Annotated in this window: 14 protein-coding genes; 6 read left to right on the forward strand and 8 right to left on the reverse strand. The window is 58.6% G+C overall.

Features of this window, described 5'->3' with window-relative positions; all coding sequences use genetic code 11:
* The first annotated feature begins 264 nt into the window (after window positions 1-264).
* From DHN55_RS04485 to DHN55_RS04495, 3 genes are read left to right on the forward strand one after another with little or no spacing between them, the layout of a single operon-like run.
* Window positions 265-1,191 carry an ATP-binding cassette domain-containing protein gene (locus tag DHN55_RS04485; RefSeq protein ID WP_108880166.1) on the forward strand — a complete coding sequence of 309 codons (927 nt, stop codon included), beginning with the start codon at window positions 265-267 and terminating at the stop codon, window positions 1,189-1,191.
* A complete protein-coding gene (locus tag DHN55_RS04490) occupies window positions 1,188-1,982 on the forward strand; it encodes an ABC transporter permease (RefSeq protein WP_108880167.1) in 795 nt (264 codons plus the stop codon). The genes DHN55_RS04485 and DHN55_RS04490 overlap by 4 nt, the downstream gene beginning before the upstream one ends.
* 46 nt (window positions 1,983-2,028) lie before the next feature.
* Window positions 2,029-2,493: an MmcB family DNA repair protein gene (locus DHN55_RS04495; protein ID WP_337660239.1), complete on the forward strand. Its 465-nt coding sequence runs from the start codon at window positions 2,029-2,031 to the stop codon at window positions 2,491-2,493.
* Between the two features lie 30 nt (window positions 2,494-2,523).
* Here the strand turns inward: DHN55_RS04495 and DHN55_RS04500 are convergent, their stop codons facing one another.
* Both DHN55_RS04500 and DHN55_RS04505 read right to left on the reverse strand, forming a co-directional pair.
* A complete protein-coding gene (locus DHN55_RS04500; RefSeq protein WP_108880169.1) occupies window positions 2,524-3,069 on the reverse strand; it encodes an ActR/PrrA/RegA family redox response regulator transcription factor in 546 nt (181 codons plus the stop codon).
* A gap of 95 nt (window positions 3,070-3,164) precedes the next feature.
* Entirely contained in the window at window positions 3,165-4,559 is a 1,395-nt protein-coding gene (locus tag DHN55_RS04505) for an ActS/PrrB/RegB family redox-sensitive histidine kinase (RefSeq protein ID WP_108880170.1), read from the reverse strand.
* Window positions 4,560-4,697: 138 nt separating this feature from the next.
* Between DHN55_RS04505 and DHN55_RS04510 the strand changes: the two genes are divergently transcribed.
* The 3 genes from DHN55_RS04510 to DHN55_RS04520 all read left to right on the forward strand — a co-directional run bounded on the left by DHN55_RS04510 (window position 4,698) and on the right by DHN55_RS04520 (window position 7,645).
* Window positions 4,698-5,411, forward strand: coding sequence for an SCO family protein (locus tag DHN55_RS04510; RefSeq protein WP_108880171.1), 714 nt, complete (start codon window positions 4,698-4,700; stop codon window positions 5,409-5,411).
* A gap of 133 nt (window positions 5,412-5,544) precedes the next feature.
* Complete coding sequence (locus DHN55_RS04515) at window positions 5,545-6,789, forward strand: polyhydroxyalkanoate depolymerase (RefSeq protein ID WP_108880172.1); 1,245 nt, start codon at window positions 5,545-5,547, stop codon at window positions 6,787-6,789.
* 94 nt (window positions 6,790-6,883) lie between these two features.
* Window positions 6,884-7,645, forward strand: coding sequence for a YgjP-like metallopeptidase domain-containing protein (locus tag DHN55_RS04520; RefSeq protein WP_108880173.1), 762 nt, complete (start codon window positions 6,884-6,886; stop codon window positions 7,643-7,645).
* Window positions 7,646-7,676: 31 nt separating this feature from the next.
* Here the strand turns inward: DHN55_RS04520 and DHN55_RS04525 are convergent, their stop codons facing one another.
* From DHN55_RS04525 to rpsT, 6 genes are all read right to left on the reverse strand, one after another.
* Entirely contained in the window at window positions 7,677-9,656 is a 1,980-nt protein-coding gene (locus DHN55_RS04525; protein ID WP_337659917.1) for a transglycosylase domain-containing protein, read from the reverse strand.
* A 367-nt stretch (window positions 9,657-10,023) separates the two neighbouring features.
* Complete coding sequence (gyrB, locus tag DHN55_RS04530) at window positions 10,024-12,453, reverse strand: DNA topoisomerase (ATP-hydrolyzing) subunit B (protein WP_108880175.1); 2,430 nt, start codon at window positions 12,451-12,453, stop codon at window positions 10,024-10,026.
* Between the two features lie 103 nt (window positions 12,454-12,556).
* Entirely contained in the window at window positions 12,557-13,789 is a 1,233-nt protein-coding gene (gene recF, locus DHN55_RS04535; protein ID WP_337659918.1) for a DNA replication/repair protein RecF, read from the reverse strand.
* A 57-nt stretch (window positions 13,790-13,846) separates the two neighbouring features.
* Window positions 13,847-14,956, reverse strand: coding sequence for a DNA polymerase III subunit beta (gene dnaN, locus DHN55_RS04540; RefSeq protein ID WP_108880176.1), 1,110 nt, complete (start codon window positions 14,954-14,956; stop codon window positions 13,847-13,849).
* Between the two features lie 165 nt (window positions 14,957-15,121).
* Window positions 15,122-16,567 carry a chromosomal replication initiator protein DnaA gene (gene dnaA / locus DHN55_RS04545; RefSeq protein WP_108880177.1) on the reverse strand — a complete coding sequence of 482 codons (1,446 nt, stop codon included), beginning with the start codon at window positions 16,565-16,567 and terminating at the stop codon, window positions 15,122-15,124.
* Between the two features lie 779 nt (window positions 16,568-17,346).
* Window positions 17,347-17,613, reverse strand: coding sequence for a 30S ribosomal protein S20 (gene rpsT / locus DHN55_RS04550; protein WP_108880178.1), 267 nt, complete (start codon window positions 17,611-17,613; stop codon window positions 17,347-17,349).
* Window positions 17,614-17,739: the final 126 nt, after the last annotated feature.

Genomic DNA, 17,739 nt, shown 5'->3' on the forward strand with positions numbered 1-17,739 from the left:
ATTCCCGGATCACGCCCACCCCTGAACAATCCGGTTATAGAGAACGGCTGGAGCTTATTAACGCCATGCACGCAAGAATAGAACCCCCAAATCTCTACGACGAATTGCCGCTTGCAGATTATCCCCAGACTAAAGTCTTTTCGGGCCGGTTCGATCAGGTTCGGGTTTTCTTTTCACGGCAAACCGTTTACCTGTCTATTCGATATTGCGGCGGCCAGACGCGCCGTGCAAACATCGTGATCCAGCAAGGGTATCGCCAGCGCCATGTCGGCCATTTCCGTCAGTCAGCTCTGCAAGTCCTATGACGGCCGCCAGGCTGTGAATGAACTGTCATTCGAAGTTCAGAAAGGCGAGACATTTGCGCTGCTCGGCCCGAATGGAGCAGGCAAGACCACAACCATTGAAATTCTGGAAGGCTACCGAAAGGCCGACAGCGGCAGTGTCTCCGTTCTTGGTCTGAACCCGGAAACGGAAGGCGCAGAACTGAAGCGCAGAACCGGGCTGGTGCTGCAGACAACAGCGCTGGAACCTGAACTCACCATCAAGGAAACCGTCACCGCTTTTGCCCGGCTGTACAAGGATCCGCGCGACATCGGCGCGGTGCTTGTTGATGTCAACCTGGCGCATCTGCAGGGCAACCGGGTCGGCAATCTTTCGGGTGGCCAGAAGCGGCGGCTGGAAATTGCGCTGGGTATAGTCGGCGACCCGGAACTGGTGTTCCTGGATGAACCGACAACCGGCCTCGACCCGGAAGCACGGCGCAAGATCTGGGCACTGATCCAACGCCTCAACTCTAACGGATGCACGATCGTGCTGTCGTCACACTACATGGACGAGGTGCAGGCCCTGGCCAGCCACATGGCGATCATGGTCGATGGACAGATCGCGGCAGAAGGCCGGCCACTTGATCTGCAGAGGCAGCACTGCACGCACGCCACGATCCGGTTTGATGCAGACAACAAACTGCCGGCCGGCTTCCCGGCCAAGCTGGCCCCTGATACCGCAGTGTACAACGGCCATGCCGAACTCGTGGTGGAAGATCCCACACCTGCGCTAAGCACTCTGATGTCCTGGGCCCAGACCAGCGGATACGATCTCAGTTCGATTTCGGTCACCAGGCAGAGTCTGGAAGATATTTACCTGCAACTGGTGTCACAGCGCCAGGCCCAGCCGCAAGGTGACACGCCATGATGCTGGTCCAGGAAGCGATACATCAATTGCGCCTGTTTACCAGACGCCCGGCCGCGGTGTTCTTCGTGGTCGCCATGCCCCTGGTGTTGCTGATTGTCCTGACACAGTTGTTCGGCAATGAGAAAATCCAGGGCCTGGGGCTTAATACGGCACAGTTTTATACGCCGGCCCTGGCGGTCTTCGGTGTTGTGATGGCCTGTTTCACCTATCTGGCGGTATCGACGGCAACGGCGCGCGACCTCGGTATTCTGAAACGTGTACGTGGTACGCCGATGCCGCCGTGGGTATATATCTGTGCCCGGATCATGGCAGTTTCGGTGATCGCTTTCATGTCCCTGCTACTGGTGATTGCAACCGGGGCGCTGGCCTTCGGTGTGGAAATCATCTGGGAACGGGCACCGGCGGCGGCAGTTGTGGCGGTAACCGGTGCGTTGTGCTTTGCATCGCTCGGCATGATGGTCACCGCATTGTTCCGGTCCAGCGAAACGGTTCAGGCGGCCAGCAGCGCGGCAATCATGCCGCTGGCTTTTGTATCGGACATATTCGTGCGTCCAAGCACCGAGACATCCGAATGGGTACCGCTGATCGGCAACCTGTTTCCACTGCGGCATTTTTCCATCGCCTTCCAGCGCGCCTTTGACTACGCCTATGAGGGCAACGGGTTTGCCCTGCCGGATGCAGACGGCGTCGTCTACACAATCCTGCCGCACATGGGCGTCATGGCGTTGTGGGGCATTGGCGCGGCGATCATCGCAGCGCGGTTTTTCCGCTGGGAAGCGCGCGCGATATAGGCTTTAGACGCATATCAGCGAGGCTGAACTGAGCGAAGCACCGGACATATCCGATCCTGTTGTCAACCCGGATGGCCGCCAGTCTGCCACAGCGGCGGCTGTGCAGCGTGGCACCGGCAGGATGCTGCTCAGCGCGGGATTTGCCAGCATTTCCGAGGTGTCCCTGGCTAATGGTCGCCGTGCCGACCTGATCGCCGTCAACGCGAAGGGGGAAATCTGGATTGTCGAAATAAAATCCTCGCCGGCGGACTATCTCTCCGACCATAAATGGCATGACTACATGGCGTATTGCGACCGGTTCTACTTCGCCATTCCGCCGGACATGGACCGGGGGCTGGTCGACGAAGCAGCCGGGCTGATGATCGCGGACGCATGGGGCGCGGAAATCGTTCGCGAAGCGTCCGAAGCCAGACTTTCCGGCGCCCGGCGCAAGGCAGTTACGCTGTTGCTGGCGCGCTCGGCATCCATGCGGCTGCAGTCAACAATAGATCCCAACGCCAACGGACTTTAGACAATGTCCGGGCTTGCCTGACCGGCAGGTCTAGCGCGGGGCGCGCTTTGCGAGAATACGCTGCAGGGTCCGGCGATGCATGTTCAGGCGCCGCGCGGTCTCGGAAACATTGCGGTTACACAATTCATAAACCCGCTGGATATGCTCCCAACGCACCCGGTCGGCCGACATCGGGTTTTCCGGTAGGGCAGCACGTGCATCCGCCTGGGCCATCAGTGCACCATATACCGCATCGGCATCGGCTGGCTTGGACAGGTAGTCGGCAGCGCCGATTTTCACCGCAGACACCGCGGTTGCAATATTGCCGTAGCCTGTGAGAACCACGGCACGAGCCTCAGGGCGGACAGTATGAAGGGCTTCAACCACATCAAGGCCGTTGCCGTCTTCAAGCCGCAAGTCGACAACTGCGTAGGCAGGGGGATCGCGTTTCACTTCACCCATGGCTTCCGCGACAGACTGTGCCATGCGCACGTCAAAGCCGCGTGATTCCATTGCCCGGCCAAGCCGCTGCAGAAACGGACGATCATCATCCACCAGCAAAAGTGTCTTCGGTCCGTCGATTTCGTTTTCACTCATCAATTCAATTCCCTGATACTGTGAGCAACCCTCACAGCAATATTGTGCCTATTGCGATGTGGTTCTTACAGCAATTTGGCCCAGCGTGGTAAAAATCACAAGTCAGCCTGCCCGGTTTGCTCCATCTCCACGATCTCGCGCGGCCACACAATGCGAACCACCGCTCCGGTTTCAGGCAGGGCCCGGTTTGCCAGATTGACCTGGGCTCCGGAGCGTTCCAGCAGTGTTTTGGCGATAAAGAAACCAAGTCCCATGCCGCCATGGCCTTCCCGCCTGATCCGTTCATCCTCGCCAAACCGGCTGCGGGTCGTAACATAAGGATCACCGAGGCGATCCATGACCGCCTGGGAAAACCCTGTTCCGTCGTCCGAGATGGTCAGGCTGATCTGCTCGAGCGACCAGGAAATGCGAACCGTCACCCTGGTCTTTGCGAAATCAACAGCGTTCTCCATCAAGTTCACCAGGGCGTATTTTATGGCTGTGTTGCGCATCAGGACCGGCTCGGTCAGCGGGTTGCCGTTCCGGTCCGACTTGGGCTGCACGTCAAACAGAACGGCGACGTCAGGCGAGTTGAGCGGTTCGGCGATCTCTTCCGCAAGTGCGGTCATGCGCACGGTCTGCATCATGGCGTCGGACTGGTTGTCACGTTGTGACAGCCGCGACAGGATTTCACGGCAGCGTTCGGACTGCGACACGAGCAGGTCAAGATCCTCGCCATGATGGCCATCCAGCTTGAGTTCGCGTTTGAGTTCCTTGGCAACAAGGACAATGGTGGCCAGCGGCGTGCCCAGTTCATGGGCAGCGGCAGCCGCCAGTCCATCCAGTGCCGACAATTGCTGCTCATGGGCGAGGGCAACCTCGGTGGCCGCCAGCGCGTTGGCCATGTCACGGGCTTCGCTGGCGACCCGGTTTACATACAGGGTTGAAAAAATGATGCCGCAGACCAGCGCGGCCCACAGGCCGGTCTTGTACAGGCTGGGCAGCGCAAACGGCTGGTCGGGATGCCATGGCAGCGGCAGGTGAAAAACCGCGAGGAAAGTCGTAACCGCGACGGCCAGTCCGGCCAGCAGGACAGTGCGCGGCAGCGGCAAGGTAGCCGCGGAAACCGTAACCGGCACAATGAACAGGAACGCAAACGGATTGGACAGTCCGCCTGTCAGGTACAGCAATGCGGCCAGTTGGAAAATGTCATAGGCCAGCAATAGCGACGAGTAGCGTTCGTGCAGACGCGCCGTCACAGCCCAGCTGAGTGACAAGGAGATGTTTACCCATGCCGACACGGCGATGAAGATGATGCAAAGCCAGACCGGCAAGGCAAAACCCATGCCCAGATACACCCACAATACTGCAAATGTCTGTCCGGCAACCGCAAGCCAGCGCAGGCGGATCGAGGTGCGCAGCCGCAAGCCCTCATGGGTAAAGAAAGTGCCGACGACACGCGAGGTGGGGCCGATTGCGCCGGCCAGGACATCAGAGACCGTACTGGACATGGTTTTTCGTTGCTTTCCGTTCAAGTTTGCTGCCGTCCCGGCAGGGACTGCCGGTCAGATTAGAGTATTTTCTGAAGAAACGGGCATCAGAATTGCCGGAAACGGCAGCGAAAGCAAAACGCGGGGCGCGCAAATGCCATGATCGAAACCGCTCCCGGGCTTGAACAGCCGTGGCACACCCACAACATTGTGACCTGTTGCCGCTTTGCCATGCCGGCCTGCACGGGTATGAATGCCACCATGAAAAAATCGACCGCCATCCTTGCCATTTCCTGCCTGCTTCTGGCCACGGGCATTGGCGCAAGCGCCCTCTTGTTCGCACCGGACACATCGAAGACCGGTGTGGTCAGTTCCGGAACCGCGCTGGTCGGCGGGCCGTTTGAAGCGACCAACCAGGACGGCAAGCGGGTCAGCGACAAGGACTTTCTCGGCAAGCACACGCTGTATTATTTCGGATTCACGTTCTGCCCTGATATCTGCCCGGCTGAATTGCAGGTCATCTCTGCCGCCTTAAGCGAGATCGACGGGGCCCAGGACAAATTCAATCTGGCGTTTGTGACAATTGATCCCGCCCGGGACACGCCGGAAATCATGAAGCAGTATGTGGCCCACTTCTGGCCGGGTACCATTGGTCTGACCGGTTCAAACGAAGACATCCGGAAAATGGCTGCCGCATACCGGGTTTACTATACCAAGGCCGGCGGCGAGAACGCCGACAAGGACAGCTATCTGATGGACCATTCCAGTATCACCTACCTGATGGGCCCGGATGGCAAGTTTGTTCGCCACTTCCCGTTCGGCACCTCTGCAGGTGACATAAAGAAAGCCCTTGTAGACATTACAAGCGGTTGAAAAGTCTCAAAATTTGATCCGGTATACTTTCGGTGTACAGCGCGGCTGAGCGTTTGCTCTCGGATACATTATAGTGCTATGTTGCAGCGCAGCAATATAGTTCAGGCCTGCACAGGCGCATGGTGATCCCTCGATGCTTTACATGATGTATGAAATGAACCACGCCGCGATTGCCCCGCTGCGAATGGCCGCAAAATACGGCCACCATTTCTGGACCAATTCGACCAATCCGGTCGCCGACACGGAACTTGGCCGTTCATATGCGGCATCGCTTGGCATGTTCGAGCGTCTGACAAGGCGCTATGGCAAGCCGGAATTCGCCATTACATCGACGGAAGTCGAGGGCAAAAGCTGCGCGGTGCAGGAAAACTGTGTGTGGGAAAAACCGTTCTGCCGGCTGCTGCGCTTTGATCGTCAGTTTGAAACTGCCCCGTCCGACGCCAAGCAACATCAGAAAATACTGATTGTTGCGCCGATGTCCGGACACTACGCGACCCTGCTGCGCGGCACTGTCGAGTCCATGCTGCCGCACGGCGACGTGTACATTACCGACTGGACCGATGCACGCGATGTTCCTGCCTCGCAAGGCAGTTTCGACCTGGATGATTACATCGACTATGTCATCGATATCATCCAGCACCTCGGTGAAAATGTGCATGTCATGGCGGTGTGCCAACCCACCGTCCCGGTGCTGGCAGCGATATCCCTCATGCACCAGCGCAAGGAAAAGCTGCTGCCGGCATCGATGATGCTGATGGGCGGTCCGATCGATACCCGCCGCAATCCAACCGAGGTCAACAAGCTGGCAACCGAGCGCGGCACGGACTGGTTCAAACGGCATGTCATCGTAAGAGTGCCGTTTCCAAATGCCGGATTCATGCGCCGGGTCTATCCCGGCTTCCTGCAGTTGTCGGGTTTCATGACCATGAATATGGACCGCCATGTCGACGCCCATCGCGAGCTGTTCCGACATCTTGTTGAAGGCGATGAGGATTCGGCTGAAAAGCAGGAAGAGTTCTATGACGAGTATTTGTCCGTGATGGACCTGACGGCTGAGTTCTATCTGCAGACGGTGGACAGGGTGTTTGTAAAGCAGGCGCTGCCCAAGGGCGAGTTTACCTATCGCGATACCCTCATAGAGCCTGCCTCGATTACCGAAACCGCCCTGATGACGATTGAGGGGGAAAAAGACGATATCTCCGGTATCGGGCAATCGGAAGCAGCACACGAGCTGTGCACCGGCCTGCCGAAGAAAATGCGCGATCATCACCTGCAGGAAAAGGTCGGCCATTACGGCGTGTTCAATGGATCCCGGTTCCGGGCTCACATCGTGCCGCGTATCGTAGCGTTCATGCACAAGCACAATCACAAAGGCTGATACCCGGCAGCGCGCCGATCTGATCAGATCGGATCTTGCAGCGTGCATACATTCGCTGGCCACGCGACAGGAGCGAATCAGTTATTATCCTGACATGCCACTTTCACCCCTGAAACGCCTGCTCACTTCCGATCCCGGCCAGCCGGACGGTCCGGACAGCCTGCTGATCGACGGTCGTGAAGTGCCGGTGCGCTATCGCGGGAATGCACAGGCCAGGCGCATTATCATGCGAATGGAAAAGGACGGACAAGGCATTGTGCTGACCGTGCCGCCGGGAACCGGCGCGCAGGCGGCCCATGAATTTGCCCGCAGTCAGGCTGCCTGGATATGGCAACGGCTCGCTTCCGAGGAGCAGATACAACAGGCCGAGATTCTGGTCGGGCGCAGTATTACCATTCGCGACACCGAGCATGTGATTGAAACCGCAAGCGGGCGCGGCGTGCCGGTTCATATCCGCGACCTGCCATCGCCACGGCTCATGGTCCGCGGTGATGCGGAACACATGCGGCGCCGGATTACCGACTTTCTGAAACGCGAGGCCCGCAGCGACCTGCAGAAGGCATCACGCGGGTATGCCGACGCCATGCAGGTTGACTTCGCACGGCTCAGCGTACGTGACACCACTTCCCGCTGGGGATCGTGTTCAAGTAGCGGAACATTGTCTTACTCGTGGCGCCTGATCATGGCGCCGCCAAATGTGCTGGATTATGTGTGTGCCCACGAGGTCGCCCACATTGAGCAAATGAACCACGGTCCTGAATTCTGGGAACTGGTTTACCGGCACTGCCCGCACACGGATTTTGCCCGAAACTGGCTGAAGCGTGAGGGGCACACCCTGCACAAACTGCCGATATGACCAGATGGCATTGGTCGCTGGATTGCACCGGTCACCTGGTTTGCAGCAACTGTTCCAATCGGCGCTGATTCCTGGATTTTTCAACCTGGCGCCGTTGTGAACGCGTTTGTTCCGGCGCCGGCTCAGGCTCCGGATCAGGGGACAGGAAAATACTGCGCAGACTGTCCACAAACCCGCCGCGATTGTACAATGTGTCCTCGTCGGCATAGGCAATCGCGGGACCATCAGGTTCATAAAAGCCGGGCAGCGGCACCGCATCGAGCTGCAGGTGGGCCGGGTTCATTACATTGGCAAAAATGCGCGCCGGCATGGAGCCGCCCGTCACCCGTTTGGTGGACGAATTGTCATCATTGCCGACCCACACACCGGCAATCAGGTGCGAGGTGTAACCGATGAACCAGGCATCGCGATAATCCTGCGTCGTGCCGGTCTTGCCACCGGTTTCGTGACCCGGAATCCGGGCCGCCTTCCCGGTCCCTTCCTCCACCACGGAACGCATCATGTGGTTCATGGCGCCAAGCGACTCAAAGGAAATGACTGATCCCGGACCGCCGCCTGAACGTTCATACAACACCTTGCCGTCACGCGTGGTAATGCGGTTAATCGTATGCGGTATGACTCCGCTGCCCCCATTGGCGAACGGCACGTAGGCGGACGTCAGTTGCAGCAATGAGACTTCCGAAGTGCCCAGGGCGATGGAGGCGTTGGCAACCAGAGGATAGGAGATGCCGAGCCGGCGCGCCGTTGCCGCCACATTGTCGGGACCGACTTCGACTGCAAGCTTTGCCGCCACGGTATTGATCGACGATGACAGCGCCCTGGTCAGGGAAACCGGGCCCTGGTACTGGCGCTTGTAATTGTCCGGTGACCAGTTGCCGAATGTCACAGGCTCATCAATCTTGCGGGTCCTGGGCGTCATGCCGGCATCAATGGCAGTGAGATACACAAACGGTTTGAAGGCGGAGCCCGGCTGGCGCTGCGCCTTTACGGCCCGATTGAACTGGCTCTTGATATAGGAGCGTCCGCCAACCATGGCCCGAACCGCGCCGGTGGTGTCCAGAACAACCATGGATGCTTCAGACGCACGAGACTTGCGGCCGTTTCTTGAAAGCTCGGAGCGCAGTGCCCTTTCAGCAGACTTCTGGAGCACGGGATCAATGGTGGTTTCCACGACCACGCTGTCGCGCAATTCGCCGATGAGTTCCGGCAGCGTCTCGCTCACCCAATCCACCACATAGCGCTTGGCCGGAATGTAAGTTGATCCGGGCGCCCGGGCGCTTACGCCACGTGTTGCATCTGCTTCCGCCTTGGTAATGAACCCGGCACGCACCATGTCCGACAGCACTTCGCGGGCACGGGCGTTGGCCCGTTTGGTACTGGCAATCGGGTTGTAGCGGCTGGGCGCTTTCAACACGGCTGCAAGCACGGCTGCTTCCGACAGGTTCACGTCTCGGGCCGATTTTCCAAAAAACTTCTGCGCCGCCTTGTCGATACCGGTGGCACCGGCGCCGTAGTAGACCCGGTTCATGTACAGCTGCAAAATCTCGTCCTTGGAGAATTTGCTTTCAAGCCAGACTGCCAGAATGGCTTCCTGCACTTTTCTCTCAAGCGTGCGCTCAGGCTTCAGAAACAGGTTCTTGGCCAATTGCTGGGTCAGCGTCGAACCGCCCTGAATCGTACTTCCGGCGCGATAGTTGACCCACAGCGCGCGTGCAATACCAAACGGGTCAATGCCGAAATGCGAACGGAAGCGCCGGTCTTCAATTGCGATAATGGCCTGCGGCACATAGGGCGGCAGTTCATCTATGCGCACAGCGTCTCCGAAAAAGGCGCCGCGCTCGGCCAGCACCGAACCATCTGACGCCAGCAGCATGATGCCGGGTTCACGTTCGGGAATATTGAACAGGCCCTGCTTGTTCAGGTTGAAAAACAGGTAGCCGGTGGTGGCAAACACGGCAACCATCGCCCACAGACCGACCATCATGCTCCAGGCCGCGAGCTTGAAAACCACAGAGCGCTTGCGCGGAGTCTTCCGGCTGCGGCCGCTGGTGTTTGGCCGTACATCCGATTTTCTGCGGGGACCGGGGCCGGCAAACACAGGTTCCCGCCGGCGGGGCCCACGTCGCTTCTGCTTTTTTCTGCCTAGTCCAAACACGCCAAACAAGTCCCCAAGATGTTTACGGGCGACGGCCAATTGCGAAATCCGGGCATAAACCGCCGGTTTTCGATCATCCCGCTCCAAGCCGAAAGGACACTAGCGTTTCCGCGTTAACCAGCTGTTAACACTGCCCGGCGACGCGGCGCAGTTGACCTTATGTATCCGGGTTGCGACTCAATCATGTCAGCACAATGGCAGACGGACATATGCAGTATCGGGATTATACGTCCAGATTCGCGACATTCAGGGCATTTTCGCGAATGAAATCACGGCGTGGTTCCACCACGTCACCCATCAGCTTGGTGAACAGGTCGTCTGCTTCATCCAGCTCCGACACCTTGACCCGAAGCAGGGAACGGACGTTCTTGTCGAGCGTCGTTTCCCACAGTTGTTCCGGGTTCATTTCGCCAAGTCCCTTATAGCGCTGCATGGAGATACCCTTGCGGCCCTGGGCAAACACGGCATCGATCAGATCCATGGGTGAATAGATCGCGATCTCGGTTTCCTTGCGGCGCAGTTTTGCCGGCTTGGCATAAACTTCCTGCAAATGCGCGGCCAGCCGGTCCAGGCGAATTGCCTCGGCCGACCCGATCATGCGGGCATCAAGCGAATGGGCTTCCCGCACACCACGCAATTCACGGGTGAAGGTCAGGCCACCGTCTGTATCAGCCTCGCCTTCCCAGCCGCGCTCGGTCTCTTCGGAAATCGTGTTGAGCCGGCGCGCGATATAGGCGGCTGCCTCGTTGGCTGCCTGCTGACTGCCGATCACTTCAGGGTTGAATGCCCCTGCAATTGCAGCCTGCTCAACCACGTTGCGCGAATAGCGCGTATGCAGGCTCTCAAGGGCAGACCGCACCTGCAGGGCACTGTCGATGATGCTGCGCAAATCCTGACTGCCGTGTTCGACACCGTCCGCAGTAATCAGCACGGTATCTTCCATTCCCTGGTCGACAAGAAACTCTTCCAGAGCGGCATCGTCCTTGAGGTATTGCTCGGACGAGCCGCGCTTGACCTTGTACAAAGGCGGCTGGGCGATGAACAGGTGGCCGCGCTCGATCACCTCCGGCATCTGCCGGTAGAAGAAGGTCAGCAGCAGGGTGCGAATGTGCGCGCCGTCCACATCAGCATCGGTCATGATGATGATCTTGTGATAGCGCAGCTTGTCTATGTTGAAATCATCGCGCCCGATGCCTGTTCCAAGTGCGGTAATCAGCGTGCCGATCTCCTGGCTGCCCAGCATCTTGTCAAAGCGGGCGCGCTCCACGTTGAGAATCTTGCCGCGCAGGGGCAATACCGCCTGGTTTTCCCGGTTGCGCGCCTGCTTGGCGGATCCGCCGGCAGAGTCGCCCTCGACGATGAACAGTTCCGACTTGGCCGGATCACGTTCCTGACAGTCGGCAAGCTTGCCCGGCAGTGATGCAACATCGAGCGCACCCTTGCGCCGGGTCAGTTCGCGCGCCTTGCGTGCCGCCTCACGTGCCGCTGCCGCCTCGGCCACCTTGGATACAATGGCGCGGGCTTCGGCAGGGTGTTCCTCAAACCAGGTGGACAGGCCCTCACCCACCGAGCTTTCCACGATGGGCCTCACTTCGGACGACACCAGCTTGTCCTTGGTCTGCGAGGAAAACTTCGGATCCGGCACCTTGACCGACAGGACGCAGGTCAGGCCTTCGCGCGCGTCATCGCCGGTCAGAGACACTTTCTCCTTCTTGGCGATGCCGGATTCGTTGGCATAATTGTTGATGATGCGGGTCAGCGCACCGCGGAAACCGGCCAGGTGCGTGCCGCCGTCGCGCTGGGGGATGTTATTGGTGAAACACAGCACATTCTCGTGGTAGCTGTCGTTCCACCACAAGGCGCACTCGACGGTCACGCCGTCCTTCTCGATCTCAATGGAGATCGGTTCCGGCAACATGGCCTGCTTGGCCCGGTCGAGATACTGCACGAATGCCGAAATACCACCTTCGTAATGCAGGTCTACGGATTTGGGCTCTGCAGGCCGGTTGTCGGCCACATTAATGAACACGCCGGAGTTCAGGAATGCCAGTTCGCGCAGCCGGTGCTCCACCGTGTTGAAGTCAAACTCGGTCATGGTGAATGTTGCAGGGCTTGGCAGGAAGGTGATCTCGGTGCCCTTTTTGTCTCCCTGATCGCCAACCGCCGCCAGGGGACCATCGGAAACACCGTCGGTGAAGGTCATCTGCCAGTGCTTGCCGTCACGCCAGATGTCCAGTGTCAGCTTGGTCGACAGGGCATTGACCACTGAAACACCCACACCATGCAGGCCGCCGGAGACCTTGTAGGAATTCTGATCAAACTTTCCGCCGGCATGAAGCTGGGTCATGATGACTTCGGCAGCCGATATGCCCTCTTCGGCGTGAATGGCCGTTGGAATGCCGCGTCCATTGTCGGATACCGAGCACGATCCATCGGCATTCAGGCGCACTTCAACGCGGTCGCAATGGCCTGCCAGCGACTCATCGATTGCGTTGTCCACCACCTCGTAGATCATGTGATGCAGACCGGAACCGTCATCGGTATCGCCGATATACATGCCGGGACGCTTGCGCACCGCATCGAGCCCTTTCAGAACCTTGATGCTGTCGGCACCGTATTCCTCCGGCTGCTTGTCCTGTGGTGTATCGTTCATGCGGTTTCCTGTTCCGGTCGGCTTAGATCAGGATGATTTTTGGTTGACTCAACCAAAATCATAAACCTGATCGCTTTCAAAGTATTAGAGCAACTTTACGGGTTCATTTGAACCCATGTCGCTCTCGCGAGATATGTCCGTCGCTGACCTCATAAATCTCTGTACAGCTCGACGCTGCTTCAAACAATTGCCTGTCGGTTCCCGTCATCCAGGCCTGGCTCCCCAGCTCCAGCAACTCTTCCATCAATGCAGCCCGGCGAACATCATCCAGATGCGCTGCAACCTCATCCAGCAGCAACAGTGGCGCGACACCGTTAAACGTCTCACGAACCGCCCGCGCCTGCGCCAGAACCAACCCGATCAGCAGCGCTTTCTGTTCTCCTGTCGAGCACAGCCGGGCTTCCATTTGCCGCGGACCGTGGCTGACCAGCAGGTCGGCGCGATGCGGTCCGCGCAAGGTTCTTCCGGCCGCCCGGTCAAGACCACGCGAATCAGCCAAAAGTGTACGATATTCGTCCTCAATTTGCACGGCTGGACGGTCAATTAGTTGTTGCTCCAGTTCACCGTCCACAATCACCTCCGCCCAGGGAAACGGGCGCTCGGACCCGCGCTGCCTGGTATCGGTGATGAAGCTGCGCACCGCCGCTATGGCATCATTGCGGGCCGCGGCGACCGCCACTGCCGTCTGGGCCAGTTGTGCCTCGACACTGTCGAGCCAGCGGGCCTGCTGAAATTCCTCGCTGTTGAGCCGATTGCGTTCGCGCAGCAAGCGTTCAAGCGCGTTAACCCGGGTCCCGTGTGACGGATCGAAAGTCGCCGTGAGCCGGTCCAGGAACCGGCGGCGATCAGAAGCAGGCCCGGCAAACAGGCGGTCCATTGCAGGTGTCAGCCACAAGGCACGTACATATTCCGCCAGCGCTCCGGCGCTGCGCTGGACCTGGCCGTCAATACGCACCTCACGGGAATTGCCCGATGCAGGTTCGCCGTTTTCTCCGGAGCCCGGCTGCCATGCCGTTCCCAGTCTTACTTCACCGACCGGGCTGTCCAGCACAGCCGACACAGCCCAGCCCGTGTCGCGGCCCGACCTGACAAGATCGTCGAACGCGGCCCCGCGCAGGCCACGACCCGGTGTCAGCAATGAAATAGCCTCAAGCAGGTTGGTCTTGCCGGCCCCGTTGTGACCGCACAGGGCGATCAGCCCGGCAGACGGTTCAATGCGCGCGCTGTCATAATTGCGAAACGACGATAAGGTCAGACTGACAATGGTCAGGGATGGCTTGAGCGGCAAAGCGGCGTCTCCGGGCCTCAGGGTCAGGACCATGACAGCGTTGAACATGCACAGCCCGCGCACCACATGCGCGGCCAGGCATCATACCGCATCTTAACCGGGATCCTAAACACGCATCGGCATCAATACGTACAACACCCGGTCGTCAGCAGCATCGCGCAGGATGGTTGGCGAGCCTGAGTCCGACAACATGAAGGTCGCCGTATCACCCTTGAACTGGCCTGCAATATCGAGCAGGTAGCGCGAGTTGAAACCGACATCAATCGGATCTGCCGCATAATCTGCCGCAATCTCTTCTTCCGCCGAACCGGAATCGGGATTGTTCACCGTCAGGGTCAGCCGGTCCGGTGCAATGTTGAGTTTGACCGCGCGGCCCTTCTCGCTGGAAATCGTCGAGACACGATCAACAGCCTGGGCGAACACCCGGGTATCAACTTCCAGAGCCTTGTCATTGCCGGTTGGAATGACCCGCTCATAGTCGGGGAAGGTTCCGTCAATCAGTTTGGACGTCAGCACCAGGCCGTTCAGGTCGAAACGGATTTTCGAGGCCGACAGAGAGATGGCGACCTCGCCTTCCTCATCCTCGATCAGCTTGGCAAGCTCCAGCACCGTCTTGCGCGGCACAATGACACCGGGCATGCCGGAAGACCCCTCTGGCGCCGGCAGTTCAACCCGGGCCAGCCGGTGACCGTCGGTTGCAACGGCGCGCATGGTGCCGGTGTCCAGCGTGTGCAGGTAAATACCGTTCAGATAGTACCGGGTTTCCTCGGTGGATATGGCAAAGCGCGTCTTCTCGATCATCAGCTTGAGATCAGCCGACGCCATGGTGAAGGAGTGTGTCGCCTCGCCGCTGGCAAGGTCAGGAAAATCCTGCGGCGGCAGGGCCTGCAGGGAAAACCTGGAGCGCCCGGCGATGATGGCGAGACGGCCCTCATCAGGACCTTGTTCGAGCTGCAGCTGTGCCCCGTCCGGCAGCTTGCGCACAATGTCATACAACATGTGGGCCGGTACCGTTGTGGAGCCTGCCTGTGCGACATCCGCGCCGGTCTGTTCCACTATTTCAATGTCCAGGTCGGTTGCGTTCAGCTTCAATCCGCCGTCGGCAGCCTGCAACAGCACGTTGGACAGAATTGGTATTGTGTTGCGACGTTCCACAACCGACTGAACGTGGTTCAGCGACTTCAAAAACGTACCGCGTTCAATGGTAACCCGCATGGCCTGAGCGTCCTCGAAAACTGTCAAACAAGCTGTACGATCTACACCATACGCACAGCCCAACGAGACTTAAGCTGTTGCGCTCAGGTACGCAAGGCAAACTCCCGCCCCGAAGCCCCGGACGGACCCCGAAGTGTGGAAAACCACGTCAAAATCGCTGAAAAATCAACCCTGCTCGATCAATCTCGACAACAGCGTGACCTCGCGCGCCAGCTTTTCATCAGCCTGCATGAGCTCCTCCACCTTACGGACAGCATGCAACACGGTACTATGGTCGCGATTGCCGAACCTGCGGCCGATTTCAGGCAGCGAGCGAGAGGTCAGTTTCTTGGCCAGATACATGCCGATCTGGCGCGGGCGCACCACGGCGCGGGCGCGGCGCGGGCTGAGCAGGTCGGCGCGCGTCACATTGAAATGCCGGCCGACAATTCGCAGAATGTCGTCCACGCGAACCCGGATGAGCTCGGATGTATGCGACAGATCGCGAAGCGCAAAGGCGGCCATGTCCACCGTCATGGGCTGCCTGGTCAGGTGCTGGCTGGCGATGATGCGGTTCAATGCACCTTCCAGTTCACGCCCGGCACCGGTGATGCGGTTGGCGACGAATTCCAGCACGTCCTCGGCCACGATGAGGCTTGGATCCTTGCGCTGGGCCGCGGCAAGTTTTGACTGCAGGATTGACCGCCTGAGGCCGATATCCGGGGCCTCGATGTCTACGACAAGGCCACCGGCAAGGCGCGAGCGCATGCGCTGGTCAATGCTCTCCAGCTGTGGAGGCGGTACGTCTGCGGCAATAACCACCTGGCGTTTTGCATCGACCAGGGAATTGAAGGTATGGCAGAACTCCTGCTGCATCGCCTTGCCCTGCAGGAATTGCAGATCGTCGATCAGCAACACGTCGATGGACTGGAAATAGTCCTTGAACGACAGTGTATCGCGGACTTTCAGGGCAGCCATGAAATGGTACATGAAGCGTTCCGCGGTGATGTAGAGAACCTTGCGGTCCGGATTAAGGTCGCGAATACGCCATGCAATGGAATTGATCAGGTGGGTTTTACCCAGCCCGGCAGCCGAGTGAATGAACAGCGGGTTGAAGCTTACCGGTGCGCCGGGACGGGCTTCCGCCACGCGCATGGCGGCAGCGTGAGCCAATGCATTCGACTGGCCTTGCACATAGGTTTCGAACGTCAGGTTGTGATCCAGTTGCGAACCACGATCATTGCCCTGCCTGGAGCCTGCGCGCAGCGTCTTCGCGACCGGTTCTGCAGCTTCTTCAGACAACCCGTCAAGACTTGCGACAGGCGCGACGGCCTGAGCCGCCGTGGGCAGGCCGCGGGTGCGTACCTGCAGTTCGACCACGTTTACACCCTTGTACTCAGCGGCACAGCATGCCGTCAGCTGGTCGACATAGTGGGATTTGATCCAGCTGCGCAAAAACCGTGTCGGCACCGACACGTTAAGGGTGCCGTCAGCCAGGCTTTCCGGCTCCATGCGGGCGAACCAGCTTGTATAGAGGTCTTCGCCAAGCTCGGCGCGCAACCGGGCCGCAACCCGGGTCCAGACACCTCCAAGTGTCGTGCGAGTTGGTCCTGAATGAGCCCCTTCATCCATCTGACCCTGATACAGACCTTCGCCCCCAAGCGAATGATCTTCAACCGGTTTGCGTTCCCGACCTCTAGCCGCCACCACTTTATTCTCCTGCGTCCATAATGTTGACCCACCAAGCATCAACCCAAAATCAAAAACTCTGGGAAACAGGCAGCAGAAAGGGTTTGGGGACCAGACATGGTCACCACAACATCCTATTCTACAAGACGAATTCCACCGCCCATGGCCAACCCATAAGAGCCGACCACCCCTGTTACTCAACCCACTAACTACCGAGATTATCCCGGACGGCCCAGCCCCCGCCACAGGGCAACCCGTTTACACCACTGTTTTTACTTCTTATTGACTGCCACATGAGATGCGGCCAGTGACAAGACATTACAATCCGGCCCGCAGGCCATGCAAGGCCTGCTCAGAAAAAGTGCAGCAAGCCGGGCTTTTTCAGAGGTTGCAGGCGACCCAGCGTAATCAGGCAGAACCGCTCCAAACAGTTGACTCTGATAGGCATTTTTAAACGAATCCCGGATTTTCGGGCACGTCATGAAATGGTAAAAAAATTATTTACGGGCCCGCAAATTCGGGCCGAAAAACTTGCATTTCCTCGTCCAGAATAATTTGCGCACTGTATGCTATTGTTTTTAAATGGAAAAAAGTGTCAACTGCAATGTAGGAACAAAAAGAGTACAAACTTGCACGGTGTCAAAAAACGATACTCGAATCGAAAAAGGAGGCCGCTTGCGCAGACCTCCTTGAAGTCATTGAACAATCTGGTGACGTAAGGTTCAGGCAGATATTGCCTTGACGCGCTTGGCCAGCCGGGAAACTTTCCGCGACGCCGTATTCTTGTGCATGATGCCCTTTTGAGCACCGCGCATGATTTCAGGCTGCGCGGCCTTGAGAGCGTCTGCTGCGGCCCCCTGATCGCCCTTGGCGATCGCCTCTTCCACCGTGCGGAGGAATGAACGGACCCTGGAGCGGCGGTTCATGTTGATTTCTGTGCGCCGGGCGATGTGCCGGACGGCTTTCTTTGCCGAACGAGTATTGGCCATGTGTTGTCTATTCCTGACTATGCCGCCGTGCTGACAGCATCTTGAAACCGAAAGCTGCCCGTTCCGGTCACCTGACCGCCGCGCCCAAATACAGGTACAAGCCACGGTCAACAGAACAACGGGTGT

The organism is Anderseniella sp. Alg231-50, from assembly GCF_900149695.1.
In the GTDB taxonomy this organism is placed as follows: Bacteria; Pseudomonadota; Alphaproteobacteria; order Rhizobiales; family Aestuariivirgaceae; genus Anderseniella.